Raw genomic sequence first — 24,928 nt, 5'->3', positions numbered from 1 at the left:
TACGAGCGGGTCCGCCCCCTCGAGTGCCCGGAATCCGGCGCTCGAGCGACCGCACTCGAGGTCGGAAGCAAACTGACGGAGACCGAGACCGGGAATGCGTGGTAAATAAATGGTGTAGTGTTGGTTTCACCCTCACATATATCCAGATTTAGTACATCTAACGGTTGTATCGGTGAGAAAATCCATACGAACGTTCAATAAAGCGACCGATACAGCCGCTCGAGAAATGAGATATTAGCGGCGTATAAAAGCGGTGCGAACGAACGCATCAATACGATTACCATCCTGTGGGAGGTAATGACTTCCATTACAAAAGGGGTTGCAGCCAAGACCCGGGTATGAGCGTCATCCGAGAGCCGAACGTCCTCGGACGAACGGCCCGACGACGCGTCGTCGGGATCACCGCGGCGCTCTCCGCGGCCGCCGTCGAAACGGTCGCGGTCGCCATCTGGTTCGCCCTCGTCGTCGGCTCCCGGACGGGATCGACGGCGCTCGCCGGTCTCGGAATCCTCTTCTGTGGTGCCCTACTCAGAACCAGCGTCTTCGGGGCGACCGTCAGTGAGGTCGGGGATCTCCTCCAGCCCCAGCGGCTCGGGACCGCGCTCCTGTCGACGGGGGGCTGGGTCGTCTGGTTGCTCGTCGCCGAACAGATCGGCGGCGTGGCGGGAATCGTCCTGGCGACGCTCCTGCTCACGGTTATCCTCACCGGCCAGTTCCTCTTCGAGCGGCGCGTCTTCTGTCTGCGATCGACGTACCTGACGACGCGGCTCCCGCTCGTCCCCGGGGCCTTGCTGGCCGTGGGCGCGTCGATGCTGCTCGCGTCGGCCTGGCTCACCGACTGGACGATCGCGTCCCCGCCGCTGTCTCTGGAGGTAACGACGCTCGTGATCCACATCGAGGCGCTCCAGGTCGGCATCCTCGTCTTCGGGCTGTTCGCCTTCCTCGCCCATCAGCGGCGGTTCGAACGCCTCCTCGAGCCCTGATTACTTGCCCTCGGCGCCGACGTTCTGGTCGCTCTCGAACGAGTCCGGCTCCGGTTCGATCGTGGCGTACTGGACCGCTCGCCGACCCAGCGTGGCGACGCGCTCCTCGAGTGTCGGGTCGGCGAACTCGCCGTCCTCGAACGCCGCGCGCGAGTTGGGGATCGCCGCCTCGTGGGGGATCACCCACGCGTTCAGCGACCGGCAGACCGATCGCACGTGCTCGAGTGCCGTCACGGGGAAGGCGCCGCCCGAGACCGCGAGCAGGCCGACCGTTTTCCCCCTGAACTCGTCGAACCCGCAGTAGTCGAGGGCCGTCTTCAGCGGCGAGGAGTAGGAGCCATGGTACATCGGCGAGCCGAGGACGATGGCGTCGGCTTCCCGCAGTCGAGTCGCGAGTTCCGCGGCGTCGCCCGCCTCCTCGCGGTCTCGATCCGCGTCGAAGATCGGAAGGTCGAACTCGCGCAGATCGAGCAGTTCGGTGGTCGCGCCGGCACGTTCGGCGGCCTCGAGCACGCGCTCGAGGGCGAGGTGGGTCCTACTCGCGTCGCGGAGACTGCCACAGACCGCGGCGACGTGTACGTCGGACATGAGCGTACCGAGGGTCGCGACGGTAAAATAACCGGTCCAATCGGCACGGGTTCCGACTATCGGCGTGCTAGCGGGACCGTCGTCGGATGGATAGGAGGTCGCGACCTACCGCCGCAATCGTGCGACGAGTTGGTCGTCAGAGCCGCTTCGCTCGAGGTCGACCAGTCCGTCCGACTCGAGGTCGGTAAGCAGGCCCGTGAGCCACTCGCGACCGTACTCGCCGTCGGGGGCGTAGTCGACCCGGACGCGGTGGCCGAGCGTGTTCAACTCGAGTTCGTCGTACTCGCGGAGGGTTCCGATCACGCGGCCGCGGAACTGTCGGCGACTCCCCTCGAAGGAGGGCTGGGTGGGGACGTCGGGAGCGGTGAAGTCGCCGCTGGCGTAGGCGTCACACCACTCGCGCCACGGGCAGCCGACTTCGTCACACTTCGGGGTCTGCGTGCAGGCGACGCCGCCCAGTTCCATGATCGCGTTGTTCCAGACCCGCGATCGGCCCGCGGGCATGAGGTCGCTCGCCGCGTCCTCGAAGGCCGCGTCGTCGTCTGGGATCGAGAAGGCGCGGTAGGCGACCCGTTTGACGTTCGTATCCACGACCGCGTCGCCGTTGTTGAAGGCGAAACTCGCCACGGCGTTGGCGGTGTAGGGACCGACGCCCATGAGTTCCTGCAGTTCGTCGGGCGTACGGGGGAAGTCACCGTCGTACTCCTCCTCGACCTGCCCCGCGGCCTCGTGGAGGTACTTCGCCCGGTTGTTGTAGCCGAGGCTGTGGTCCGTCCAGAAGCCGACCACGTCGGCCCGGTCGGCCGCCGCGAGATCCGTCGTCGTCGGCCAGCGCTCGAGGAATTCCTCCCAGGCCTCGACCACGCGATCCAATTGGGTCTGCTGGCTCATCACCTCGCTGACCAGGATCTCGTAGGGGTCGTCGGTCCGGCGCCACGGAAACTCGCGGTGGTCGGCCTCGTACCACGCGATCAGGGCCTCGCGGACGGCCTCGAGGTCCTCGGGCAGGGACCACTCATCGGGGCCGGTGCCCCCGTCAGTATCGGCACCATCGTCGCGCTCACTCATCGGTCGACCTAGTGACCCGGTCGTCTTACTGGTGGCGATTCCGGATCGGTTCCATTGGCGAACCGACGTACCTCACCTCGCTCGTCCGGCGATCCACGGTGCAGTGGCGCGCGCTGTCAGTCGCCCGAACAAACGTGAGGGCGACCGACGAAACCGTGCGAGGGATGAGCGAGGGAGCAACGCGACTGAGCGAATCGGCTGGGGAGGACGTGGGAATCCCAGTTGCCACGGTAGCAGCGTGTTCGTCGCTGCTCTCTCGAGTATGTATCGGCCGAGTGTCGCCATCGAAACTGTGAACGATATTCGATACTGCGATTCCGCTACCGACGATTCGAACGGCGAGTCGACCACGAAAGCCCTATCCCGTCGGCTCGAGTCCCCTCCCGTATGAGCCTCGACGATCTCAACGACGACGTGACCGATGCCTACGGCGGGCTGGACGAGGAGCTGACCCTTTCGCTCGACCGGGAGACGCGCAACGAGCTCGCCCTGCTCGAGACGGCCCTCGAGCCCGACGAGACGGACGAACTCGTCCGGCGGGCGATCCACATGCTCTTCCAGTCGACCGTCGACACCGGGAAGCTGGACTTCCAGCTCCGGTCGGCCTACGACGTCACGTACGACGAGTATCTCTCGGGGATGACCTTCGAGGAGATGACCGGCGCCGATCAGTACCCGGCGATGGACGACGAGCGCCGCTACCAGTTCTAACTGCCGGCCGTCACGGCACCCGGTCGTCACTGCACTATCGTCATCACTGCACTATCGGTTCTCAGAATAGGATCGGAAGCCGCGGCCAGCCGCAGTTCCGTCTCAAATCCGGGATACCGGGTGAAAGCCGCTCAGAGGCGATCGATTCGGTTCGGGAGCCGCGCCGTGGCGATCCAGAACCGGCTCGTTTTCTCGACCGTCTCGAGGTACGTGTCGGGGTCGCCGGGCGTCGGGACGACCGCGTTGGCGCCCAGATCGTAGGCCTCGCGGACGAGGTCGTCGGCGGGCGTATCGGCGGTCACGATGACGGGGATTCGCACCAGTTCCGTTCGGTCGGCCATCGACTCGAGTACCTCGAGACCGTCCGGCCCTGGGGCGGGAAGCTCCGCCCGGAGCACCACGAGACAGGGCGTCGGCGCGTCGGCGTACGGCTCCCGGCGCTCGAGGAACGCGAGGGCCTCGTCGCCGTCCGACACGGCGTGGACGGTCGTTTTCCCACCGCCGTCGGAGAGCCCGTCTCGCGTGAGACGGGCGAGTTCGTCGGACGGTTCGACGAGTAGCACGTCCGCCACCTCTGCGGATTTGCTTCGATCGATCATCGTCGTCGTTCCTCCGGTGACGCCCGCCGATAGCGTGTGAGTTGTTGTACCACCACCGACGGACCGCGACGCTCGAGGCGCGTGGGTGGACGCTCGAGACGCGTCGCTAAGTGGCGATCGGGAGCGCGAGCGGGACGACTCTCGTCGCTTCGAGGTGTGACGGTCATACTGGCTGCGGTCGTGCGTTCATTGTTCGTCCGTCGTTAATCGTCGATCGGCGCCGCGCTCGAGAGCGCCTCGTCGAGTTCCGCGTCCTCCATCTTCTCGACGAGCGCGTCGATCACTTCCTCGCGTTTGCCCTTGACGAACTTGATCGAGCCGACGACGAGGTGGCCGCCGCCGGAGACGCCGCCGCCGGGGACCTCGGCCTCGAGTTCCGAGACCATGTTCGGGATGTCGAGTCGAACGCCGTCGGAGCGCAGGACGGCGAAGTCCGGGCCGTAGCCGACCGTGATGACCGGATCGCCGGTCTCCTCGATCTTGCGGTCGTGGATCTCGCCGGTGGTCTTGCCCGGTGCGGGGTAGGTGAATCGGTGGGCGTAGTTCTCGACGTCGATCCGGTAGAGGTGGGCGCCGTTGTCCAGATCCTCGTGCTCGAGGTGGGGTATCGCCGCGTCGAGTTGTTCGTCGACGTCCGCGCGGGCGCGGTCGGCGAGGAACTCGACGAGTTCGCGGTGGCGCGCCTCGTCGTCCGAATCGATCTGGAGCAGGTCCTGAATCAGCTGATCGCCGGAGTTGTAGCGCAGCCAGAAGGCCGCGTAGTCCAGCGCCTCGCTGAGATTCTGCAGGCGGTCCTCGTCGTACCCCTCCTCGGCGGCGAGTTCGAGGTAGTCGTCCATCGCGTCGGCCTTCGAGCGATCCGAGAGGCCGGCGACGGCGGGGACGTGGCGGAGTTCGTCGCCGAGGTCGGGATAGATCATCCGCGCGAGTTCGACGCAGAGCATTCCCGTCGTAATCCGGTAGTCCTCCTCGTGGAGGTAGGGGTTGACGTGGGCGTCGAGTAAGTCCTCGACCGCGTCAGGGTCGGGGTGGTGGTGGTCGACGACCGCGATCGGGATATCGTAGTGGGCCAGCGTCTCGTAGGCCGGAACGTCCTCGGCCGTCGAACCGTTGTCCAGCATGAGCAGGAGCGGGAGTTGCTGGCCGTGTTTCTCCCGATCCTCGAGCGCGAAGTTCAGATCGCGCGTGGCGTCCTCCATCTCGTAGAACGGCGCCTTCGCGGGGAGGCGCTTGATGAGGTGACGCGGCGCGTCCTCGTCCTCGTGGACGTCGGCGATGAACCGCTGGAGGGCGATCTGGACGGGAACGGCGGCGCACATGCCGTCGCCGTCGGCGTGGTGGCGAACCCGGATCGGTCGCCCCTCGAGGACGGTCCGGCGGAGCAGTTTGGCGACCTCCTGCAGGTTGGGTCGCAGTTTCTCGAAGGCGGGCCAGTCGATCAGCGGCTCGACGTCGTGGGGCTCGGCGCGGGACTCGAGGGCTTCCTCGAGGCGCTCGCGGGCCTCGTCGGCGTCGTCGCCCTCGAGGTTCGAGAGCCCGTCGACCTCGATCTGGACCGATCCCTCGCGGCGCTCGGGCGTGCCGGTGACGCGGACGACGTCGCTGACCTCGACGGCGGGGTAGGCGCGGACGCCGGCTTCCTCGAACGCGGCACAGGGAACGACGCCGTACTCGTCGGCGACGTGGAAGATGGTCGGGCCGGCCGTCTGTTTGACCTGGACGACCTCGCCCTCGAGGTGGATCTGGTCGCCGATGTTGGGCTCGAGGCGGTCGGTGCCGGTCAGGGAGTAATCGTGGGCGACGGTCTCGACGGTGTACTCCTCGAGGTCGACGGGTTCGAACGCCATGTCGCCGTTGTCGCGGACGCTCTCGAGTTCGACGACGAGTTCGTCGCCGACGGCGTAGGTTCCCTCGAGCACCGATTCGTGGACGAGCCCGGAGACGGAGTCGGAGAGATCGACGAAAACGCCGTAATCGACGATGCCGTTGATTTCTGCGAGATAGGGGCGGTCCTGCTCGACGTCCTCTGCGGTACACTCGGCAGCGAGATCGTAGACGACGGAATCCCCGTCGTCTGCGCCGGGTTCCCCGGCGGACTCACGTGTCATCTTACGCCGTAGTTTGAGTCGGTCGCGTATAACCCTTGTCAAGAAGGACTGTGGGGTCAGTTCGCGTCCCCGCCGAGTCGTTTCACATCACGTCTTCGGGTCCGCTTTCACATCTCCTTTTCGCGTCCGCTACTCCTCCTGCGCGTCGACCGTCGCGACGGCCGCCAGATTGACGATGTCGCTGACCTCGTCGTCGCGCTGGAGGACGTGGACCGGCCGATCCATCCCGACCAGCATCGGTCCGATGGCCTCGGCCCCGCCCAGCCGCTGGAGCAGTTTGTAGCAGATGTTGCCCGCCTCGAGGTTCGGGAGGACGAGCACGTTCGCGGGCTCCTCGAGGTCCGAGAACTCGTAGCCGCCCGCGAGCAGGTCCTCGACGACGGCGGTGTCGGCCTGCATCTCGCCGTCGACCGGGAAGTCGACGGCCGGCTCCTCGCGGAGTCGATCTGCCGCTCGCCGGGGCTTGCGGGTCCCCTCGTTGTCGACGCTGCCGAAGTCCGAATACGAAAGGAGAGCCGCACGGGGCTCGACGTTGAACTGTCGCGCGAGTTCGGCCGTGTGACGGGTGATCTCGGCCAGCACGTCCGCGTCGGGGTCCTGATTGACCGTCGCGTCGGCGAGGAAGACGACGCGGTTCTTGAACGTCAGCATGTAGACGCCCGCGGTGTAGTCGGTGTCCGGCGCCGTGCCGATCACCTGCAGCGGCGGCCGCAGCGCGGACGGGTAGTGGTTCGTCAGCCCGGTGAGCATCGCGTCGGCGTCGCCCTGCTCGACCATCACGCTTCCGAAGTAGTCGGTATCCTGGATCAGATCCGCCGCCTCCGTACGCGTGACGCCCTTGCGCTGACGGCGTTCGTACAGCGCGTCGACGTACGCCTCGTGCTCGCCGACGGTCGGATCGACCACCTCGGGCTCGAACTCGAGGCCGAGGTCGGCGACGGTACGCCGGATCTCAGTCTCGTCGCCGAGCAACACCGGCCGCGCGAGGTCCCGGTCGGCGATCTGGGCCGCCGCGCGGACGATCCGCTCGTTCGTCCCCTCGGCCAGCGCGAGCCGTTTCGGATCGGTCTTGGCCTTGTTGAACACGGTCCGCATCATCTCGCGGGATTTCCCGAGGCGGGCCTCGAGTTCCTCGACGTACGTCTCGAGATCGATCTCGGTGCGGGCGGCCCCGCTTTCGACCGCGGCCCGGGCGACCGCCGGGGCGACCTCGAACAGCACCCGCGGATCGAGCGGCTTCGGGATGATGTACTCGGGGCCGAACTGCAGCGGCTGGTCGCCGTAGGCCTTGCGGACGGCGTCGGGAACGTCCGTCCGCGCGAGGTCGGCGATGGCCTCAGCGGCGGCCACCTTCATCGCCTCGTTGATCTCGCTGGCCCGGACGTCCAGCGCGCCCCGGAAGATGAACGGGAACCCGAGGACGTTGTTGACCTGGTTCGGGTAGTCCGAGCGGCCCGTGGCCATGATGACCGTATCGTCGCGGGCGTTCTTCGCGGTCTCGTAGTCGATCTCGGGATCGGGGTTTGCCATCGCGAAGATGATCGGATCCGCGGCCATGGACCGCACCATTGCCGAGTCGACGATGCCGCCCACGGAGAGACCGACGAAGACGTCCGCGTCGACCATCGCGTCGTCGAGTTCGCCCTCGGGGACGTCGCGGGCGAACTCGCGGCTGTAGGAGTCGAGATCGCCGGCCTCCGCCCGCTCGGTCGTCAGAATGCCGTCGATATCGACCATGGTGATGTTCTCCGTCCGGACGCCCAGGGAGACGAAAAACCGGGCCGTCGCGAGGGCCGCGGCGCCCGCCCCCGCGAACGTGACCGAGACGTCCTCGAGATCCTTGTCGGCGATATCGGCGGCGTTGAGGAGGGCGGCGCCGGAGATGATCGCGGTACCGTGCTGGTCGTCGTGGAACACCGGCACGTCCATCCGCTCGCGCAGGCGCTCCTCGATCTCGAAGCAAGCCGGCGCCGCGATGTCCTCGAGATTGACGCCGCCGAAGGTCGGTTCCATCGCCGCGACCGACTCGACGAACGGGTCGACCGCGTCGTGCTCGAGTTCGATGTCGAAGACGTCGATGTCGGCGAAGCGCTTGAAGAGGACGCCCTTCCCCTCCATGACGGGTTTGGAGGCCTGTGCGCCGATGTCGCCGAGTCCGAGCACTGCCGACCCGTTCGAGACGACGCCGACGAGGTTCCCCTTCGCCGTGTACTGATAGGCGTCGTCCTCGCGTTCGGCGATCTCGCGACACGGCGCGGCGACGCCGGGCGAGTAGGCCAGCGAGAGGTCCCGCTGCGTGGTCGTCGACTTGGTCGTCCGGATCTCGATCTTGCCGGGCGGTTCCTCGCGGTGGTACTCGAGGGCGTCCTCGTCCAGTGACATACGCCCGGAGACGAACAGGCGACGGAAAAGCGGTCCGCTAGTACGGATCGGATCCGTATACACACCTTAGTGATATCTGATAGATATCACGGACGATGAAGAGGGTGACGTCGATCCCGTCGACGGGAAGTCCTCATCGACGGTTCGACACGAACGCCCGAACGGGACGCCCATCGGAACGTTTAGCAACCGCAAGCACTCAGGACGTGACATGGGGCTGTTCGACGCGCTGTTTCGCTCGAGCGAGATTCTCGGCATCGCCGAGGAGACCCTCGAGTTCGCCCTCGAGTCCTCCGAGGCCTCCCACCCCGACGAGTACATGGGGTTCCTCCGGGGGACCGAGGCGGACCGACTCGGACTCGAGCGGGACGGCCTGATCATCACCGACATTCTCGTGATTCCGGGGACCGAGTCGAACAGCGTCAGCGCGACCGTCAAGACGAATCAGATTCCCAACGACGTGAAGGCCCTGGGCAGCGTCCACTCCCACCCCAACGGCGTGATCAGCCCGAGCGACGCGGACCTCGAGACGTTCGGGCGGGGCAGCGTCCACATCATCATCGGCGCGCCCTACCGCCGCTCGGACTGGCGGGCCTTCGACTCGCAGGGCCGGCCGACCCAGTTGAACGTGATCGACGTGAAACTCCCCGACAGCGACGACTTCTTCGATTTTACCCAGGCGGACATCGACGACGAACTCCGACGATAGTATGAGTATGCTCGAGACGACTACCGGCCAGACCCGCGGACGGACGGCGAAATCGACGACCGAGACCGATGGCCTGCGACGAGCGGACCCGAGCGCCGACGCGCGTTCGGCCGCGGCCGTGGCGGCCTCGACAGCCGCAATACCAGCCACGACGGCCGCGACCACTGCCACCACCGCTGGAGGGAACGCGTGACCCGAACGGTCATCGCCCAGGGGACGTTCGACATCCTTCACCCCGGGCACGTCCACTATCTCGAGGAGAGCGCGGCGATGGGCGACGAACTGATCGTCATCGTCGCCCGCAAGGCCAACGTCGACCACAAGGAGAAGCCGATCTGTCCCGCGACCCAGCGCCGCGACGTCGTCGGCGCCCTCGAGGCCGTCGACGAGGCCATTCTGGGCCACGAGGAGGACATCTTCGTCCCCATCGAGGAGATCGACCCGGACGTGATCGCGCTGGGCCACGACCAGCACCACGACGACGACGCCATCGAGGCCGAACTCGAGCGGCGCGGGATCGACTGTACCGTCGAACGCGCGAGCTCCCGCGGACCGAGCGCCGAGGCGGAGATCCTCTCGACGCGGCTGATCATCGATCGGATCCTCGAGCGACGCGGCTGACGGCGACGACGGGTCCTCGATTCGGCCCCGTGACGGCGCTGCCGATTTCAGGGCCGCCGCGCGACGCTCGCGAGACAGACGCCGACGAGCGTTGCGAGCGCGGTGCCGGCGACGAATCCCGGAACCGCATCGCCGATGTCGACGCTATCCCCGTCGTTCGTCTCCCCGTTCTCGCCGGCCGGTTCCGGCGCCGACGCGTCGACGACGCCGGTGCCCGCCTCGACGACCACGCTTCCGTTGTGCGTGAACGACTGTACCGGCCAGTCGTTGGCCAGTCCGGCGTCGACCGCCGTGACGTTCAGGGGCGCGGTGGTCCCGTCCGCGTCCTCGGCGACGCGGAACGTGACCGTCGCGACGCGATCCTGCCCGGTCGCGCCGCCCGCCGCGGGGTCGCGATACTGCTCGATGCGAGCCGTGCCGGCCTCGTCGTCGACGGCGTGGTCGGTGACCACGGTCGTCTCGTTGCCCTGCTCGAGCCACGGACCGTGGTGAACCTCTTCGACGGTCAGCACGTCGCTATCGTACTCGAGACCGAACGCGATCCGCTCGAGACCGATCCCGCCGTAGCCGCCGTCGCTGGTCATCACGACCGCGACGTGGATCGTCTCGCCGGGCGGCGCTTCGGCGGTCTCCGGATCGACCTCGAGGATCGTCGCGCTGTCGCCGGCGGCGGCCGTCCCGGCGGCACCCGCAATCGCCAGCGACGCGACCACCAGCAGGACGGCCGCGTACCCGACCGCGGTCGCGACCTCTCGAGCGTTCCGCGGGCCGCGAGTACGCATCGTCTCCGTGGAGGGCGTGGATCCGCAAGTATCTGACTCATCCGGCGACGGCGTGCGGATCGAGGGACCGTCGGCTCGCGAATCGATCACCCACTCGTTCCCGGAACGAAGGTGTTTTATCCACTCGATATCAGATATCGGACATGAACGCGCGACCGACGCGTCGGCGATTCCTGCAGACCGGATGCGCCGTCGGCGGTGTCGCACTCGCGGGCTGTTTCGAGGGCGACGAATCGAGCGAACCGGACGGGAACGCCGATGGAAACGGCGACGGGAACGCCGACCCGATCTTCGACGGCGCGAGCCCCATCTACCACGAGTATACGCAGGACGGACGGTACGCCTACGCCACGCTCGGCCCCGCCTACGGCGAGGGCGGCGCCTTCGTCTTCGATATCGAGACGCTCGAACTCGAGGCGACGTTCCCGGACGTCCCCGCGAACTACGCGACCATCGCCCACCCGAGCGCGCCCAAACTCTACCTCACCGGTGGCGCCGCCGATACCGAGGAGACGGCGCCGGCCGGCGAGTGGTGGGCGTTCGACACGGAGCGCCACGAACTCCTCGAGCACCGGGAGAGCAACGGGCACGAGACCCACGGCGGCGCGTTCACGCCCGACGGCGAAGAACTGTGGCTGATCAACCGCGACACTGGCGACGCGCTCGTGATCGATCCCGAGACCGACGAGGCCGTCGCGGAGGTCGACTACATCGGCGAGTCGCCGGACGTGATCACGATGTCGCCCGACGGCCGGTACGCCTACACGACGACACGCGGCGCGATGCCCCAGTCGGGGCCCCGCGCCATCCGGAGCGAGGAACCCGGACTCAACGTCGTCGACGTCCACGCGCGCGAGTACGTCGGGACGGTCCAGCCCGATCCCGAGACGCCACAGAGTGACTTCCACGGGATCGGGATGGTCCCCGGCGGGCGCGACGACGAGTTCGAGGTGTGGGCCGTCGACCAGGGGACCGCCACGCTGTACGTTCTCGAACCGACGGACGGCGGTGCTAGCCTCGAGATCGGGGACGCGGTCGATCTCGGCGACGCCGGCGCGGAGACCCCCCACGCGGTCGCGTTCGACTCCCAGTATCGGTACGCCGCGATTCCGAGCACCAGCGGCGCCGCGACGCGAATTCTCCGCGTCGACGATCGCGCGGTCGTCGACGAACTCGAGACCGGGGCGAACTCCCACTTCGCCAGTTTCACGCCCGACGACGGGCGGATTCTGGTGGACGTGATCGGCGCCGAGAAGGTCGTCGAGATCGAGGCCGACCTCGAGTCGGAATCGTTCGCGATCGACCGGGAACTCTCGCTGTCGGCGCTCGACCCGTTCCCCGGTGGCGAATAACGGGACTCGACCGGTGCTACGATCGGCTGCACCCACATCCGCTCGCTCGATGCACCGTCGTTCAGTTTTCGATGATCACCGGCGGCGGAAGCCGGAGCGAATCGACCGTGTGACCCGTCTCGACGAAGTGTTCGATCGCCTCCTTCGACACCTCCGACTCGGAGTACCCGCTGTCGGTGCTGGCCTGCCACTCGCACTCGAGACAGTACTTATACATTCGATCCTCTATCAGTCACTCTGTGACACGGGCGGGAAAGACTCGTGCAGGAAATCGAAGGGCACGAGCGTGTGCAGGGCAACGACCGCCGGCGTTTGCCTCCGGTTATACTCGAACGCGTGAATCGCGCTCCGCGCTCGTCTACCGCCGGGAACCGACCGAATCGACATCGACCGAACCGACCGGGTCGATACCGACCGAACAGCCGCCGGCCGAACCCGTTCCCGACCGCCCTTATGGGGCGCGATGACGGTATCCGAGGACTTTAAGCGCCGAGGTTGCAACTCACAGGGTATGAGCCAACAGCCCGAACAGCGGTCGCCCGCGGAGGGGAAACCCGACGACCTGCCGAGCAACGAGGTCACGGAGGGGGTCGAGCGCGCGCCCCACCGTGCGATGTTCCGCGCGATGGGGTACGACGACGAGGACTTCGACTCGCCGATGATCGGCGTCGCGAACCCGGCCGCGGACATCACGCCCTGTAACGTGCACCTGGATGACGTGGCCCAGTCGGCCTACGACGCCGTCGACGAGGCCGACGGCATGCCCATCGAGTTCGGCACCATCACCATCTCCGACGCCATCTCGATGGGGACCGAGGGAATGAAGGCCTCCCTCATCTCGCGGGAAGTGATCGCCGACTCCGTCGAACTGGTCGCCTTCGGCGAGCGCATGGACGGCCTCGTCACCATCGGCGGCTGCGACAAGAACATGCCCGGGATGATGATGGCCGCCATCCGGACGGACCTGCCCAGCGTCTTCCTCTACGGCGGATCGATCATGCCCGGCGAGCACGAGGGCCGGGAGATCACCGTCCAGAACCTCTTCGAGGGGGTCGGCGCCGTCGCCGACGGCGAGATGTCCGAGGACGAACTCGACGAGATGGAGCGCAACGCCTGCCCCGGCGCCGGCTCCTGTGGCGGGATGTTCACCGCGAACACGATGGCCTCCATCTCCGAGACCATCGGCTTCGCGCCGCTCGGCTCCTCCTCCCCGCCCGCCGAGGACGAAGAGCGCTACGAGGTCGCCCGCGAGAGCGGCGAACTGGCCGTCGAGGTCGTCCGGGAACGCCGCAGGCCCTCCGACTTCCTCTCGAGGGAGTCCTTCGAGAACGCCATCGCACTGCAGGTGGCGATCGGGGGCTCGACCAACGCCGTGCTCCACCTGCTGGCGATGGCCGCCGAGGCCGGCATCGACCTCGACATCGAGGACTTCAACGAGATCAGCGCCCGCACGCCGAAGATCGCCAAACTCCAGCCCAGCGGCGCGCGCGTGATGAACGACCTCCACGAGGTCGGCGGCGTTCCGGTCGTCCTCCGCGAACTGCTCGAGGCCGACCTGCTCCACGGCGACGCGCTGACGGTCACCGGCGAGACCATCGCCGAGGCCGTCGAGCGCGTCGATCCGCCCCGAATTTCGGACCTCGACGCCGACTTTCTCTACACCGTCGACGATCCGATCCACGAGCGGGGCGCCATCCGCATCCTCACCGGCAACCTCGCGCCCGACGGCGCCGTCATCAAGATGACCGGCGAGGACCACCTCCACCACGAGGGGCCGGTTCGCATCTTCGAGCAGGAGGAGAACGCGATGGCGTACGTCCAGGAGGGCCGCGTCGACTCCGGCGACGTCATCGGCATCCGCAACGAGGGTCCCCGCGGCGGCCCCGGCATGCGCGAGATGCTCGGCGTCACGAGCGCCGTGGCGGGACAAGGCCACGCCGAGGACGTCGCGCTGTTCACCGACGGTCGGTTCTCGGGGGCCACCCGCGGGTTCTCCATCGGCCACGTCGCGCCGGAGGCCGCTGCCGGCGGTCCGATCGCCGCCCTCGAGGACGGCGACACGATCACCATCGACATCGACGAGCTCGAACTCTCCGTTGACCTCTCCGACGAGGAGATCGAGCGGCGACTCGAGGAACGCGACGAACCCGAGCCCAACTACACGACCGGCGTGCTGGCGAAGTACGGCCGGGCGTTCGGTTCGGCGGCCAACGGTGCCGTGACGAACCCCGGCGCAAAGCAGGAGTGAGGTATCCGCTTCCGCGTACCGCGCCGAAGACGTCGTTTCCGACTTTTATCCACGCTTCCGAGAAGAACACTTATTACAGTTTGTCGTTCTCGATTTATATATAATGGCCAACTGGAAGCGATACGCGGTCGGTGCGATCGGGCTGGTCGGACTCGTCGTCGCGATCGTCGCGACGCTCGGTGGACCGGGAGTTCCCGACGAACCGAACGTGGCGCTCGCGCTGGGAAGCGGCGTCGCCGGGGCGTCGGCGCTCGGCTGGTCTCAACACGCGAAGGACGGCCTCGAGACCGACGAGCGGTACGTGGCTATCAACTATCGCGCCGGCTACGTCGCCTTCTGGGCGGTGTTCTGGTTCCTGTTCGTCTTCTCGATAGCCGGGATCGGGGAGGGCGATACCGGCGGTGTGGACTACGCGCTCCCGATCGATGCACACCTGATCGTGATGACGGCCTTCGTGCTCGGGGCTGCCACCTTGTTCGTCTCGAAGGCGTGGTACACGCGGCAGTTCTGACCAGCGGCGAACGGCCGTCGCGACGATCATCGTCACGGGATGGCGTTCGGCGTGCTCCTGTTTCGTCCGTCACTCCCCGAGTCGCCGCTCCGCGTCCGCGAGCGCCTCTCGCGTGTCGATGCTCTCGAAGGTCCGCTCGGAGACGCCCTCGAGGTCGTCCTCACTCACCGTCACCACGTCGATCCGCTCGAGCGCGGCCACGATCCGCTTGTCGTCGGACTCGAGCGTCTCCGCGCAGGCCCGAGCCATCGCGTCGGCCCGATAGACCGCCTGCGTCGTCTGATACCAGCCGTCCTCGAGGCGGACGACGGCGCCGTCGCGACCGCGGGCGCGCTCGTGGAGCGTCTCGAGGAGCGCGGGGTCGACGAACGGCATGTCGCAGGCGACGACGGCCGCGTACTCGCGGTCGACCGCCTCGAGACCGACCTGAATGCCGGCCAGCGGTCCGCGGTCGGGGACCGGATCGGTGGCGTACCGGGGTTCGAGGCCACTATCGGCTAGCGCCGAACGGATAGCCTCGAGTTGGTCCTCACGACAGTTGATCACGAGGTCGTCGGCGACCGTCGCGAGTCGGTCGACGGCCCGCCGGATCATCGGCGTGCCCGCGAGGTCGGCGACGGCCTTGTCCGCCTCGCCGAAGCGCGTGGAGTAGCCGCCGGCGAGGACGACGCCCCCGAGCGAGCGATCGGTTGTCACGACTCGAGATAGCCCCGGCCGATCCATAAACTACCCCCTCACGCCCTCGGTCACGGCGACTCGAGGACCTCGACCAGCGGTTCCTCGGCGATCATGCTCGTCAGAACGACCCGGGAGACGCGGCCGTCGGCCCCGGTTCCGGTGTCGGCGCCCGCATCGGTATCGGCGCCCGCGTCCGCGCTCCGCTCGAGGACGCGTCTCGCTATTTCCTCGGCGATCGCCCGGTCGTCGGCGTCGTCGACCATGTTGATCACCGGGACGTACATCGCGCGTTCGGGAACGCCCTTCAGCCCGCCGTCGGGACTGGTGAGGACCGCCGCGACGTCGGCCGGCCGGACCGTCTCCCCGATCGCGCGCCCGGTCACCGCCGAGACGCGCTCGGGCCGGTGGACGACAGACTCCTCGAGCGGTTGCCCGACCGCGTCGACGCTGGCGATCGCCAGCACCGTCCCGACCGAATCTGGAAGCTGGGGCTCGCGCTCGTTCGGTGCCTTCAACAGTCGCGTTCGCGCCCCATCGGCCTTGACGAGGACGTGGTCCACGCCCGGGGCCGCCGCGATCCGGTCGACCGTCGCCGGCTCGTAGCCCAGATACCGATCCTCGCGCTCTCGCGCAGGGACCAGTCCGAGCGGCCACTCGAGGTCGCCGTCTCCCGAAGCGCCCCGCTCGAGCAGGGCGACCGGCTCCTCGGTCACCCGCACGTCGGCGACCTGCCGGTCGAAGATCGGAATCCGGACTGTGGCGGTCACGACCGCTCGCTCGAGTCGTCCGGCGAGTTCGTACAGCGTCGATTTCTTGCCGCCGGCGCCGACGACGCAGGTGAGCGCGGCGTCGGCTCCGAGGGCCTCCACGAGGTCCATGCGCGTCGGTACGACGACCGGCGAAAAAGGGCCGGCGGTCAGGAGAAGTGATCCCGCGTCGGCGAGCGGCCGGGAATCGCGTACGCGAGGTAGCCCGCGAGGTACGCCAGGAAGAGCGGGAGGTACCCCTCCCGCTCCTGGCGTCGCGGCGAGGTAGCCACCGGACAGGTGTGGTCGTAGACGACCGTCCCCGCCTCGCGCAGTCGCAGGGAGAGGTCGGTGTCCTCGATGAACGACAGCGACTCGTCGAAGCCGCCGACCGCCTCGAACGCCGACCGGCGCACGCTGCAGTTGGGGCCCGGCTGCTGGACGAAGCCGACTGGCCAGCTGGCGCGGTACCACCAGTCCGAGAGGAGCCGAAAGAGGAGCCCGTGGCGAAGGCCGCCCGCCAGCGGCCGAAGCGGGCCGCCGACGCCGACGACGGCGGGCGTCGCGTAGTGCCGTCGGTGCCGTCGAACCCACGCTGGGGGAACGACGGTATCGGCGTCGGTGAACAGCAGCACGTCGCCCGTCGCAACCGCTGCGCCCCGATTCCGTGCCGCTCCCGGCCCCTCGTGGGTCCGATCGGCGACGACGCGGTCGACGATCCGGTGCGCGCGAGCGACCGCCAGCGTCGTCGTCCCGCTGGCGACGACGATCACCTCGAGTCGGCCGTCGAACGTCTGCGCCGAGAGGGCGTCCAGCGTTCGCTCGAGGCTGTCGGGCTCGTCGCGGGCGGGGACCACCACCGACGCGGTCGTCGCCGGTTCCGACGCGGCTGCCATCGGTCACGACTGTCGCGCCGACGGTCATAACCCCTGTGGCGACAGTCGTTGCCAGCGTCGAAACCCCCTTGCCGGGTGCCTCCCTACGGCCGGGCATGACGACCGCGACCGTCACCGCGGGAGCGCGACTCCACGTCGGCTTCCAGAACCTCTCGCTCGCCCGGCGGCGCCTCTACGGGGGCATCGGCGTCGGCCTCGAGGAGCCCCGCGTGACGGTCACCGCAGAACCCGCGGCCACAGTCGAGACGGACGACCCGCTGGTCGGGGAGTACGCATCCCGGGCAGTGGACGTGCTCGAGGTCCCCGGCGTCGCGCTCACCCTCGAGGAGCGGCTGCCGCGCCACGTCGGCCTCGGGAGCGGCACCCAGCTCGCGCTGTCGGTGCTCGCCGCGACGGCGCGGGCCCACGACCGCGAGGTCCGCGTCCGGGAACACGCCCCGGCGATGGGTCGGGGCGGCCGCAGCGGCGTCGGCGTCGCGACCTTCGAGGACGGCGGCTTCGTCGTCGACGCCGGCCACCCGACCAACCGGTTCACGACCGAGCCGCCGGCCGAGGGCGACTGGACGGTCCCTCCAATCGTCGCTCGCCACGAACTCCCCCGCGACTGGCGGTTCCTCGTCGTCGTCCCCGACGCCGACCCCGGCCGCAGCGGCGACGACGAGGACGCGAGCATGCGAGCGGTCGCCGAGCGAGCCGATCCCGCCGTCGCCGACGAGATCGCCGGCGTCGTCACCCGCAAACTGCTCCCCGCCGCCGCGGAGGGGCGCCTCGAGGCGTTCGGCGAGGCTATCGCCGAAATCGGCCGGAAGAACGGCGCCTGGTACGCCGATGCCCAGGGCGGCGTCTTCCGGCCGCCTGCCGGGACGCTCGTCGAGGCGCTCGAGGACTGCCCGGTGCTCACCGGGATCGGCCAGTCGTCGTGGGGTCCGGTCGTGTACGGCGTCACCGACCGCAGCCACGCCGCCGAGGCCGAAGCCGCGGCTCGAGACGCGCTGGCCGACAACGGGCTCGAGGGGCGAGTCGTGTTGTCAAAACCGGCGCGTGAGGGGGCTCGAGTTCGGACTGACGGCTAGCGATATCGACGGAAGTCTCCGCGAGCGAACAGAGTGAGCGAGCGGCTGACGACTGATGTGGAGGGTCGCGAAGCGACCCGAAACGGAAGGAGGAGTGCTTTTGATCAACCTTTTACCGAGCGAACGAGCGGAGCGAGTGAGCGCAGCGTAAAAGGTTGGCCGCAATGCGTAAGCGGTTTCGAACGAACTCGAGCACATGAATCGGCTGCCCCTCGGCATCTCGCGACTCGATCGAATGATCGGCGGCGGCGCGCCCGCAGGGAGCGTCGTCCTGCTCGCGGGCGAGGCCGGCGCCGGCGCGCGGGAGTTCTGCTACACCAGCGCGGCGATGAACGGCCTCGCCGGGTCCGATCCCGACCAGTTCGACCGCTACTACGGCGACCTCGAGTCGGGGACAACGCTCCCCGATGCCGTCCACTACGTCTCGTTTACGGACGAACGGGACGCGATCGTCGACGAGATGCGGTTCGTCCTGGACGACGACCTGGTCGACGCGGGGATGGCCGGCGTCTCGGTGGTCGAACTCGCCGAGACGTACTTTCAACTAACGCCGGTGCCGACCGACTGGTACTCCGACCGGACGACCGACATCACCGGCCTCGGCGACCGGGCCGACCGCCGGGACGTCCTCGAGGCGCTCGGGGACTACCTGACCGACCACGCCGCCGGCAATCTCGTGGTGATCGACTCGCTGACCGACCTCGTCTCGGCCGCGGAGGACCGCTTCGCCTGGGCCGACCTCACGGTGCTCCTGAAGGGGCTCAAGCGCGCCGCCCACCGCTGGGGCGGCGTCATCCTCCTGCTGGTCAACGCGGAGACCCTCGAGCCGACGGAGCTGGGGCGGCTGAAGGAGGCGACCGACGGGACGCTGCTGTTCGAATGGGAGAGCGGCGGCTCGGAGCGGGCCCGGACGCTCGTCGTCGAGCAGTTCCGGGGCGTCCTCTCCCGACTCGAGGACGAGGACATCGTCCAGTTCGAAACCGAGATCCACGACGGCGGGTTCGACATCAGTAACGTTCGGAAAATCCGTTGAGAGAGCTTCACGCCCGCGTTTCGAACGGTGAGTTGGAACCAACCCTTATGCCCGAGTCGACCCAAGAAGGCGTATCATGTCGAGCGAGGACGACGACGGCGGCATCTCGTTTGCGCCCCCGGGCGAGGTGGACGACTGGCTCGCTCGCGAGGCGAGCCGTCGCGGCGAGACGCGCGACGACGTCTGTCGCCGACTGGTGACGGCCGCCCACGCCGTCGCCACCGACGACGACCTCGAGCCGACCGATCTCGAGGACGTCGAGGCCCTGCGGACCCAGCTCGACGCCCAACGAGAGGAGTTCACGGACCTGCTCGAGGACGTCCGGAGCCGCGTCGTCCAGGTCAAACGCGAGACCGACGCAAAGGCGCCGGCCGAGCACGACCACGCCGAGTACGCCGACGCCGACGAGCAGGCGGCGCTCCGGGAGTCGGTCGCGGCCCTCGAGTCGACCGTCGACGACGGGTTCGCCAACTTCGAGACCGTCCTCGAGGGAGTCTTCGACGAGACCGACGAACTCGAGGAGCGATCGGCGCTGCTCGCCAGCGCGGTCCTCGACCTTCGGGACCACCGCGACGCGATGGCCGAACGGGAGCGGCAGCGGGCGGAGGCAGACCGCCTCAAGCGGGCGGCCAACCGCCTCGGCGTCCGGGCGGCCGTCTGCGATTCCTGCGACGAGTCGGTCGACATCGCGCTACTGACCGCCCCCGAATGCCCCCACTGCGCGAGCGCGTTCACGGACGTCGCGGCGAAGTCGTCGTTCTTCGGCTCGCCCGCGCTCGTCACCGGCGAGCCGCCGGCCCTCGAGGGTGACGTCGAAAACGCAGTCGCGCCCGAATCCGAAGACGTCTTCGAGGCCGTCGAGACGGACGTGACGACGGACGAACGGCGGGACGGCGCCGACGACGCGGATCGAGACGACTCGCGGTCGAGGGCACCCCTCGCGTTCGATCGGGAGGGGGCGACCCGATGACCGACGACGACGGGCCGGAGATGGGAGCCGATGGTCGGGAACCGAGTGTCGATGGCCCAGCAACGAGTGCCGGCGAGCAGGCGGGACCGCTCGGCGACCTGGCCGCGAGCGTCGAGGAGCGACGAGCGGCGACCGAGGCCGACGGGGCGGAGCGTGGTTCGGACGCCGCCTTCGACGACCTGTTCGACCGCGAGGACGTCCCCGAAATCGACGGCGAACGGCTCTGGGAGCGCCTCGAGGCCGACGAGCCGGACGAACCGACGCCTCCCGACGACCGCGACGTCCGAGAAATCGAGAAGGCGACGTACTGCCACCAGTGCGAACACTTCGCCGACCCGCCGGCCGTGGCGTGCACCCGCGAGGGCACCGACATCCTCGAACTGACCGACCGCGATCGGTTCCGGGTCGTCGACTGCCCGGTGGTCCTCGAGGACGAACGCCTCGAGGAGCGGTACTGACGCGCAGCCCGCGATCGAGAGGAGCGTTTTTGCGGCTCGACCCGTTACGCACGGCTATGCAATTCTGCGACGACTGCGGTTCGATGATGAAAGCCGAGGGCGACCGCATGATCTGTACGAACGACGACTGCGGCGCCTCGAGCGAGCGCGATCGCGAGCAGGAGGACGCCTTCGTCTCGACCGAATCGCAGACCGACGACGACGTGATCGAGTCCGACGAGAACGCCAACTTCGAGGGGAAGCCGAAGGCGACGGACGTGATCTGCGACGAGTGCGAGAATCAGGAGGCGTGGTACACGCTCAAGCAGACCGCGTCGGCCGACGAACCACCGACACGATTCTTCAAGTGTACCGAGTGTGGCCACCGGTGGCGCGGCTACAACTGACGACCGGATTCCGATCGATCCGAATGCGGTCTCGCGAACGGGAACCGCTCATTCGATCCGGCGCGGACACAACGTTCACAACGATTCGCGCGAACCCCATCAGTAGACGAATGTCCGAGGGGCCGCGACTGCCGGGCGTCGAGGCGGACGAGGACGACGAGGACCGAATCGTCTGCCACGTCGACGCCGACTGCTTCTACGCCTCCTGCGAGCGACTGCGTGAGCCCGAACTCCGCGGTGAACCGGTCGTCGTCGGCATGGGATACGAACCCGGCGACACCATCGGCGCCGTCGCCACCGCCAGCTACGAGGCCCGCGAGTTCGGCGTCGAGAGCGCCCAGGCCATCTCGACGGCCCTCGAGCGGCTTCCCCGGCGCGCGGCGCTGGAGGGCGAGGCGCCACGCGTTCGAGAATCGCAAAGCGGTTCTCGCAGCCCGTCAGAAGTGCAAAGCACTTCTGAGGACGCCTCGGAAAACTCGAGCGGGTCACCGCGAGAGCCCGACGCCGAGGACCACGATCCAGATCTGACACCAGAGGAGACGGGCTTCTACCGGCCCGTCGACATGGACTACTACGAGTCGGTCGCGAGCGAGGTCCGGGAGATCCTCCACGACTGCGCCGACGTGGTGCGGGAGGTGAGCATCGACGAGGCCTACCTCGACGTCACCGAGCGGACCGCCTGGGAGGTCGCCGACGGCTTCGCCCGCCACATCAAGGATCGCATCCGCCGCGAGGTCGACGTCGTCGTCAGCGTCGGCGTCGCACCGACGATGAGCGCGGCCAAGATCGCCAGCGACTTCGACAAGCCCGACGGCCTCACGGTCGTCGAACCCGGCGAGGTCCGGGACTTTTTGGCCCCGCTCGAGGTCGACCTCCTCCACGGCGTCGGTCCCGTGACCGCACGCGAGTTGCGAGAGATGGGCCTCGAGACGGCGGGCGACGTCGCCGCGGCCGATCCGGAGCCGTTGGTCGAGCGCTTCGGCGAGCGCGGCCGAGAGCTGTACGAGCGCGCCCGTGGCGACGACGACCGCCGGGTCGAGCCGAAGGGCGAACCCAAGAGTTTCTCCCGGGAGTCCGCGTTCGCCGAACCCGTCTCGGAACCCGAGCCGAAGTACGACCAGATCGAGACGCTCGCGGCGGCCGTCGCCGACCGCGCCCGGCGGGAGGGGGCGCTGTACCGAACCGTCGGCGTCAAGGCCGTGCTCCCACCGTACGACGTCAACACCCGCGAACGGTCGCTATCGGGACCGGTCGACGATCCCGACCTCGTCGACCGAATCGCCCGCGACCTGTTCACCGAGTTCGAGACCGAATCGGTCCGCAAGGTCGGCGTTCGGGTGGCCAACCTCGAGTTCGCCGCGGCCGATCAGACCAGCCTCGACGGCTGGGAGGGTACAGCGGGTCACCGAGCCGACGGCGGCGCAACTGACGGTGAGACGGGAGACGGTGGGACGACCGCCGGAGAGACAGCCGACGACGCAATCGACGAGAGCGACGCGATCAACGACGATACCACAACGCCGTCGGCCGATCCGCGGGGACCCGACGCGGACGGGCAATCGTCACTGACGGACTTCTCGTGAGACGCCGGGGCTCGGGTCCCGGGTTGCGGGCGAACGTCCGGCGCGGGTAACCGTCAGTCATTGTTTGCAGTCGCGACTGTCGTCGCGGCCGAAATACCCAACTGTCTCGAGTGACGAGAGGAACTACCCGAACCGTCACAAACACTGTAATTATAATCCCTCGATTACAACAGGTACCTGACGATCCCCGACTCTCACATGACTGAGGACTTCTACGATCTACTCGACATCCCTCCCGACGCCTCCCAGGACGAGATCAAGGACGCCTACCGCGACCAGGTTCGCGTCTACCATCCCGACCTGAACGACGACGACCGCGCCCAGGCGCAGTTCACGGCGGTGAAAAAGGCCTACGACATCCTCGGCGATCCGGTCGAACGGCAGGCCTACGACCGCCTCGGCCACGAGGACTACGTGGCGAAGCGAACCAGCGGCCTCCCCTCGCCGGACGTCTGGAAGAGCAACAGCGATTCGGATGGCTCCGGCGAGTCGTCCGAAACGGCGACGGCGACCGCGTCCGCGACCGCCTCCGGTTCGTCCACGACGACCTCGAGCGGGTCGTCGTCGGGGACCACGGCCTCGAGCGGGTCGACCGCGACGGGGGCCTCGACGGGCGCCGGTAGCGGGAACGCGGCATCCGGTACCGGAAACGCGACGTCCGGAGCCGGGAACGCGACCGCGAGCGGATCGACGACGTCGGCGAGCGGGACCACAGCGACGAGCGGGACCGCCGGATCCGGACAGACCAGTTCGACCGACGGCGGGACGGCCCACGGCGCGGCCCGATCGTCGACCGCGGCGACGGGCTCCGGCTCCGCCGCGGGCGGCTTCGGCGACAACGCCGTCGTCCGCTGGTGGCGCCGACAGAACTTCTCGCTGCCGCTGATCTGGCTCTCGGTGCTCGTCTACCTCGGCGGCTTCGGCCACTTCGCGAGCGCGAACGCCGCCGGCCTCGAGGCGCTCCGTGCCGAACTGACCGCCGTCGGCGCCGATCCGGCCGGGCTCTGGGAGGTCCTCTCGACCGGCCGCTACGGCGTCGACTCGACGTACGACTATCTGCTCTCGTTCGCACTCGTCTCACCGCCGTTCGAGGCGCCCCTGTGGGACGCCGCGTTGGCCGGCGTCGTCGCCCTGACGCTGCTGGCGCTGCTCGGCGTGCGCGTCTACCGGGATCGGGAGACGTGGGGAGCGGTGTCGATCGACGAGACGATCGTCGTCGCGTTCGCGCTGACCGCGACAACCCTCATCGTCGGCGGCCCGCTGCTCGCCGGCGCGGTGTTGATGCCGTTCCTCTTCGGCGTCATCGTCCGTCACACGCGGCGCGGACCCGGCTGGAAACCGTCGTACCTGTACGTCCTGCCGGTGCTGGCGCCGCTGGTCGGCTTCGGTCTGGCGGCCGCCGGCGCGGCGACGCTGGCGACCGATCTCCTCGCGTTCGGGATCTTCCCGATCGTCGGGGGACTGGGACTGCCCCTGCGGGCGACGATCCGGAAGCGTTTCGGCCGGTAGGAGCGGCGGGCTGGGGGAGTTCGTTTCTCGGCAGCGGACCGGTGCGTCCGCTCGAGGCGTTTCGCACCGCTCCGCCTCTGTTACTCGCCGTCTCGCGGCTCTCGATCCGCGCCGATCCACGTCTCCGTGACCTCCTCGAGCGACGCGCCGATCTTCTCCCCTCGATAGCCGAAGATGTCCGCGGACCCGTCCGCGGAGAGCATGATCGGCCAGAACGACTCGTCCGCGGTCAGTTCCTCCCCGTCGACGCTCGCGTAAACGGCCCCCTCGGGGACGCGTTCGAAGTTCTCGGCGTGGACCTCGTACGACTCCCCCTCGGGCTTCGGAACGGACTCGCCCATGTGGAAGAAGTCCGGGTCGGCGTCGGGCGGCTCGTCCGGGAGCGCGTTCACCCGCTCGAGGAACGCGCGAGCCTGGTGTTCGGCGGCCGCAGCGACGTCGTCCGAGTTTTTCGCGGCGAGTTCGATCTCGACGGTGAAGCCACACGTCGTGATCGTGTGCTCGTTGACCCCCCAGTGATCGACGACGTGGGGCACGGGTAACTCTGCCGCCAGTTCGAACTCCCGCTCCTGGGCGCTGTGGACGAGCGCGAACGGAGTGGGTTCGGCGTTAGTTCCGTGCAGCGAAAGCGAGGTCCGGCCCTCGACCAGCTCGCAGAGTCGAGCGGCGATCCGTTCCTCCCGGTCGCCGTCGGGATCGCCGGGGAACACGCGGTTGAGGTCCGAGTCGAGGTACCGTTCGCCGGCCTCGATGGCGGCCGGATTGGCGAGGACGAACGCGACGCCTCGCTGGAGGTCGAGGTCGGCCTCGCGCAGGCGCTCGACCGCGCGGATGCCGCTCCGCTCGTCGCCGTGAACGCCGGCGATGACCAGGACCTCGGGCTCCCCGGGACCCCGTAGCGTCACGTCGAGCGGACCGAAATCAGTGTCCATGA

Annotated in this window: 26 protein-coding genes; 15 read left to right on the top strand and 11 right to left on the bottom strand. The window is 68.3% G+C overall.

Features of this window, described 5'->3' with window-relative positions:
* Positions 1-338: 338 nt before the first annotated feature.
* Positions 339-983: a hypothetical protein gene (locus J0X25_RS36105; RefSeq protein ID WP_207288701.1), complete on the top strand. Its 645-nt coding sequence runs from the start codon at positions 339-341 to the stop codon at positions 981-983.
* Here J0X25_RS36105 and J0X25_RS36100 read toward each other — a convergent pair whose 3' ends face one another.
* On the bottom strand, positions 984-1,571 hold the full coding sequence (locus J0X25_RS36100) for an NADPH-dependent FMN reductase (protein ID WP_207288700.1): 588 nt from the start codon (positions 1,569-1,571) through the stop codon (positions 984-986). It abuts the gene before it with no gap.
* Between the two features lie 105 nt (positions 1,572-1,676).
* Entirely contained in the window at positions 1,677-2,639 is a 963-nt protein-coding gene (locus J0X25_RS36095; RefSeq protein ID WP_207288699.1) for an HhH-GPD family protein, read from the bottom strand.
* 387 nt (positions 2,640-3,026) lie between these two features.
* On the opposite strand from J0X25_RS36095, the gene J0X25_RS36090 reads away from it, so the two are divergent.
* On the top strand, positions 3,027-3,350 hold the full coding sequence (locus J0X25_RS36090) for a ribbon-helix-helix protein (protein WP_207288698.1): 324 nt from the start codon (positions 3,027-3,029) through the stop codon (positions 3,348-3,350).
* A gap of 131 nt (positions 3,351-3,481) precedes the next feature.
* Here the strand turns inward: J0X25_RS36090 and J0X25_RS36085 are convergent, their stop codons facing one another.
* From J0X25_RS36085 to J0X25_RS36075, 3 genes are all read right to left on the bottom strand, one after another.
* Positions 3,482-3,949 (bottom strand): response regulator, encoded by a 468-nt coding sequence (locus tag J0X25_RS36085; RefSeq protein ID WP_207288697.1) that lies wholly within the window; start codon positions 3,947-3,949, stop codon positions 3,482-3,484.
* A 203-nt stretch (positions 3,950-4,152) separates the two neighbouring features.
* Complete coding sequence (gene han, locus J0X25_RS36080) at positions 4,153-6,057, bottom strand: Hef-associated nuclease (protein WP_207288696.1); 1,905 nt, start codon at positions 6,055-6,057, stop codon at positions 4,153-4,155.
* A gap of 129 nt (positions 6,058-6,186) precedes the next feature.
* Complete coding sequence (locus tag J0X25_RS36075) at positions 6,187-8,439, bottom strand: NADP-dependent malic enzyme (protein ID WP_207288695.1); 2,253 nt, start codon at positions 8,437-8,439, stop codon at positions 6,187-6,189.
* 211 nt (positions 8,440-8,650) lie between these two features.
* On the opposite strand from J0X25_RS36075, the gene J0X25_RS36070 reads away from it, so the two are divergent.
* Genes J0X25_RS36070 through J0X25_RS36060 form a run of 3 tightly spaced genes read left to right on the top strand, consistent with a single transcriptional unit; the run spans position 8,651 to position 9,769 of the window.
* Positions 8,651-9,148 carry a Mov34/MPN/PAD-1 family protein gene (locus tag J0X25_RS36070; protein ID WP_207288694.1) on the top strand — a complete coding sequence of 166 codons (498 nt, stop codon included), beginning with the start codon at positions 8,651-8,653 and terminating at the stop codon, positions 9,146-9,148.
* A gap of 1 nt (position 9,149) precedes the next feature.
* A complete protein-coding gene (locus J0X25_RS36065; protein WP_226776973.1) occupies positions 9,150-9,341 on the top strand; it encodes a hypothetical protein in 192 nt (63 codons plus the stop codon).
* Complete coding sequence (locus J0X25_RS36060) at positions 9,338-9,769, top strand: FAD synthase family protein (RefSeq protein ID WP_207288693.1); 432 nt, start codon at positions 9,338-9,340, stop codon at positions 9,767-9,769. The genes J0X25_RS36065 and J0X25_RS36060 overlap by 4 nt, the downstream gene beginning before the upstream one ends.
* A 47-nt stretch (positions 9,770-9,816) precedes the next feature.
* Here the strand turns inward: J0X25_RS36060 and J0X25_RS36055 are convergent, their stop codons facing one another.
* Positions 9,817-10,551, bottom strand: a complete 735-nt coding sequence (locus J0X25_RS36055; protein WP_207288692.1) for a cohesin domain-containing protein — start codon at positions 10,549-10,551, stop codon at positions 9,817-9,819.
* Positions 10,552-10,694: 143 nt separating this feature from the next.
* Between J0X25_RS36055 and J0X25_RS36050 the strand changes: the two genes are divergently transcribed.
* Positions 10,695-11,903 (top strand): YncE family protein, encoded by a 1,209-nt coding sequence (locus tag J0X25_RS36050; RefSeq protein ID WP_207288691.1) that lies wholly within the window; start codon positions 10,695-10,697, stop codon positions 11,901-11,903.
* 61 nt (positions 11,904-11,964) lie between these two features.
* On the opposite strand, the gene J0X25_RS36045 is transcribed toward J0X25_RS36050, so the two are convergent.
* Entirely contained in the window at positions 11,965-12,120 is a 156-nt protein-coding gene (locus J0X25_RS36045; protein WP_207288690.1) for a hypothetical protein, read from the bottom strand.
* Between the two features lie 294 nt (positions 12,121-12,414).
* Here J0X25_RS36045 and ilvD point away from each other — a divergent pair, with 294 nt between their 5' ends.
* Entirely contained in the window at positions 12,415-14,151 is a 1,737-nt protein-coding gene (gene ilvD, locus J0X25_RS36040) for a dihydroxy-acid dehydratase (RefSeq protein WP_207288689.1), read from the top strand.
* 103 nt (positions 14,152-14,254) lie between these two features.
* On the top strand, positions 14,255-14,662 hold the full coding sequence (locus tag J0X25_RS36035; protein WP_207288688.1) for a DUF2178 domain-containing protein: 408 nt from the start codon (positions 14,255-14,257) through the stop codon (positions 14,660-14,662).
* Positions 14,663-14,731: 69 nt separating this feature from the next.
* On the opposite strand, the gene mobA is transcribed toward J0X25_RS36035, so the two are convergent.
* From mobA to J0X25_RS36020, 3 genes are read right to left on the bottom strand one after another with little or no spacing between them, the layout of a single operon-like run.
* On the bottom strand, positions 14,732-15,358 hold the full coding sequence (gene mobA / locus J0X25_RS36030; protein WP_207288687.1) for a molybdenum cofactor guanylyltransferase: 627 nt from the start codon (positions 15,356-15,358) through the stop codon (positions 14,732-14,734).
* 50 nt (positions 15,359-15,408) lie between these two features.
* Complete coding sequence (gene yqeC / locus J0X25_RS36025; protein ID WP_207288686.1) at positions 15,409-16,218, bottom strand: selenium cofactor biosynthesis protein YqeC; 810 nt, start codon at positions 16,216-16,218, stop codon at positions 15,409-15,411.
* A gap of 38 nt (positions 16,219-16,256) precedes the next feature.
* A complete protein-coding gene (locus J0X25_RS36020; RefSeq protein ID WP_207288685.1) occupies positions 16,257-16,982 on the bottom strand; it encodes a glycosyltransferase family 2 protein in 726 nt (241 codons plus the stop codon).
* A 95-nt stretch (positions 16,983-17,077) separates the two neighbouring features.
* Between J0X25_RS36020 and J0X25_RS36015 the strand changes: the two genes are divergently transcribed.
* From J0X25_RS36015 to J0X25_RS35985, 7 genes are all read left to right on the top strand, one after another.
* Positions 17,078-18,055 (top strand): beta-ribofuranosylaminobenzene 5'-phosphate synthase family protein, encoded by a 978-nt coding sequence (locus J0X25_RS36015; protein ID WP_207288684.1) that lies wholly within the window; start codon positions 17,078-17,080, stop codon positions 18,053-18,055.
* 196 nt (positions 18,056-18,251) lie between these two features.
* The gene (locus J0X25_RS36010) at positions 18,252-19,088 is read left to right on the top strand and encodes an RAD55 family ATPase (protein ID WP_207288683.1); all 837 of its coding nucleotides are present in this window, start codon (positions 18,252-18,254) and stop codon (positions 19,086-19,088) included.
* A gap of 76 nt (positions 19,089-19,164) precedes the next feature.
* Positions 19,165-20,058 (top strand): hypothetical protein, encoded by an 894-nt coding sequence (locus tag J0X25_RS36005; protein ID WP_207288682.1) that lies wholly within the window; start codon positions 19,165-19,167, stop codon positions 20,056-20,058.
* The gene (locus J0X25_RS36000) at positions 20,055-20,516 is read left to right on the top strand and encodes a DUF8135 domain-containing protein (protein ID WP_207288681.1); all 462 of its coding nucleotides are present in this window, start codon (positions 20,055-20,057) and stop codon (positions 20,514-20,516) included. Before J0X25_RS36005 ends, J0X25_RS36000 begins: the two co-directional genes overlap by 4 nt.
* Positions 20,517-20,572: 56 nt before the next feature.
* Positions 20,573-20,902 carry a transcription factor S gene (locus tag J0X25_RS35995; protein WP_207288680.1) on the top strand — a complete coding sequence of 110 codons (330 nt, stop codon included), beginning with the start codon at positions 20,573-20,575 and terminating at the stop codon, positions 20,900-20,902.
* Between the two features lie 110 nt (positions 20,903-21,012).
* On the top strand, positions 21,013-22,485 hold the full coding sequence (locus tag J0X25_RS35990; protein WP_207288679.1) for a DNA polymerase Y family protein: 1,473 nt from the start codon (positions 21,013-21,015) through the stop codon (positions 22,483-22,485).
* A gap of 198 nt (positions 22,486-22,683) precedes the next feature.
* Positions 22,684-23,994 carry a J domain-containing protein gene (locus J0X25_RS35985; protein WP_207288678.1) on the top strand — a complete coding sequence of 437 codons (1,311 nt, stop codon included), beginning with the start codon at positions 22,684-22,686 and terminating at the stop codon, positions 23,992-23,994.
* Positions 23,995-24,074: 80 nt separating this feature from the next.
* On the opposite strand, the gene J0X25_RS35980 is transcribed toward J0X25_RS35985, so the two are convergent.
* Positions 24,075-24,926 carry a M14 family metallopeptidase gene (locus tag J0X25_RS35980; protein WP_207288677.1) on the bottom strand — a complete coding sequence of 284 codons (852 nt, stop codon included), beginning with the start codon at positions 24,924-24,926 and terminating at the stop codon, positions 24,075-24,077.
* Positions 24,927-24,928 lie beyond the last annotated feature (2 nt).

The organism is Haloterrigena alkaliphila, assembly GCF_017352155.2.
Classification (GTDB): domain Archaea; phylum Halobacteriota; class Halobacteria; order Halobacteriales; family Natrialbaceae; genus Haloterrigena; species Haloterrigena alkaliphila.
Note: the sequence above shows the minus strand (reverse complement) of the source record. Positions and strands in the feature narration are given on the sequence as shown.

Bases quoted from the DNA above. Each gene is read 5' to 3' on its own strand.
- J0X25_RS36105 (WP_207288701.1), top strand. From the start codon at position 339: ATGAGCGTCATCCGAGAGCCGAACGTCCTCGGACGAACGGCCCGACGA.
- J0X25_RS36100 (WP_207288700.1), bottom strand. From the start codon at position 1,571: ATGTCCGACGTACACGTCGCCGCGGTCTGTGGCAGTCTCCGCGACGCG.
- J0X25_RS36095 (WP_207288699.1), bottom strand. From the start codon at position 2,639: ATGAGTGAGCGCGACGATGGTGCCGATACTGACGGGGGCACCGGCCCC.
- J0X25_RS36090 (WP_207288698.1), top strand. From the start codon at position 3,027: ATGAGCCTCGACGATCTCAACGACGACGTGACCGATGCCTACGGCGGG.
- J0X25_RS36085 (WP_207288697.1), bottom strand. From the start codon at position 3,949: ATGATCGATCGAAGCAAATCCGCAGAGGTGGCGGACGTGCTACTCGTC.
- han (WP_207288696.1), bottom strand. From the start codon at position 6,057: ATGACACGTGAGTCCGCCGGGGAACCCGGCGCAGACGACGGGGATTCC.
- J0X25_RS36075 (WP_207288695.1), bottom strand. From the start codon at position 8,439: ATGTCACTGGACGAGGACGCCCTCGAGTACCACCGCGAGGAACCGCCC.
- J0X25_RS36070 (WP_207288694.1), top strand. From the start codon at position 8,651: ATGGGGCTGTTCGACGCGCTGTTTCGCTCGAGCGAGATTCTCGGCATC.
- J0X25_RS36065 (WP_226776973.1), top strand. From the start codon at position 9,150: ATGAGTATGCTCGAGACGACTACCGGCCAGACCCGCGGACGGACGGCG.
- J0X25_RS36055 (WP_207288692.1), bottom strand. From the start codon at position 10,551: ATGCGTACTCGCGGCCCGCGGAACGCTCGAGAGGTCGCGACCGCGGTC.
- J0X25_RS36050 (WP_207288691.1), top strand. From the start codon at position 10,695: ATGAACGCGCGACCGACGCGTCGGCGATTCCTGCAGACCGGATGCGCC.
- J0X25_RS36045 (WP_207288690.1), bottom strand. From the start codon at position 12,120: ATGTATAAGTACTGTCTCGAGTGCGAGTGGCAGGCCAGCACCGACAGC.
- ilvD (WP_207288689.1), top strand. From the start codon at position 12,415: ATGAGCCAACAGCCCGAACAGCGGTCGCCCGCGGAGGGGAAACCCGAC.
- J0X25_RS36035 (WP_207288688.1), top strand. From the start codon at position 14,255: ATGGCCAACTGGAAGCGATACGCGGTCGGTGCGATCGGGCTGGTCGGA.
- yqeC (WP_207288686.1), bottom strand. From the start codon at position 16,218: ATGGACCTCGTGGAGGCCCTCGGAGCCGACGCCGCGCTCACCTGCGTC.
- J0X25_RS36020 (WP_207288685.1), bottom strand. From the start codon at position 16,982: ATGGCAGCCGCGTCGGAACCGGCGACGACCGCGTCGGTGGTGGTCCCC.
- J0X25_RS36015 (WP_207288684.1), top strand. From the start codon at position 17,078: ATGACGACCGCGACCGTCACCGCGGGAGCGCGACTCCACGTCGGCTTC.
- J0X25_RS36010 (WP_207288683.1), top strand. From the start codon at position 18,252: ATGAATCGGCTGCCCCTCGGCATCTCGCGACTCGATCGAATGATCGGC.
- J0X25_RS36005 (WP_207288682.1), top strand. From the start codon at position 19,165: ATGTCGAGCGAGGACGACGACGGCGGCATCTCGTTTGCGCCCCCGGGC.
- J0X25_RS36000 (WP_207288681.1), top strand. From the start codon at position 20,055: ATGACCGACGACGACGGGCCGGAGATGGGAGCCGATGGTCGGGAACCG.
- J0X25_RS35995 (WP_207288680.1), top strand. From the start codon at position 20,573: ATGCAATTCTGCGACGACTGCGGTTCGATGATGAAAGCCGAGGGCGAC.
- J0X25_RS35990 (WP_207288679.1), top strand. From the start codon at position 21,013: ATGTCCGAGGGGCCGCGACTGCCGGGCGTCGAGGCGGACGAGGACGAC.
- J0X25_RS35985 (WP_207288678.1), top strand. From the start codon at position 22,684: ATGACTGAGGACTTCTACGATCTACTCGACATCCCTCCCGACGCCTCC.
- J0X25_RS35980 (WP_207288677.1), bottom strand. From the start codon at position 24,926: ATGGACACTGATTTCGGTCCGCTCGACGTGACGCTACGGGGTCCCGGG.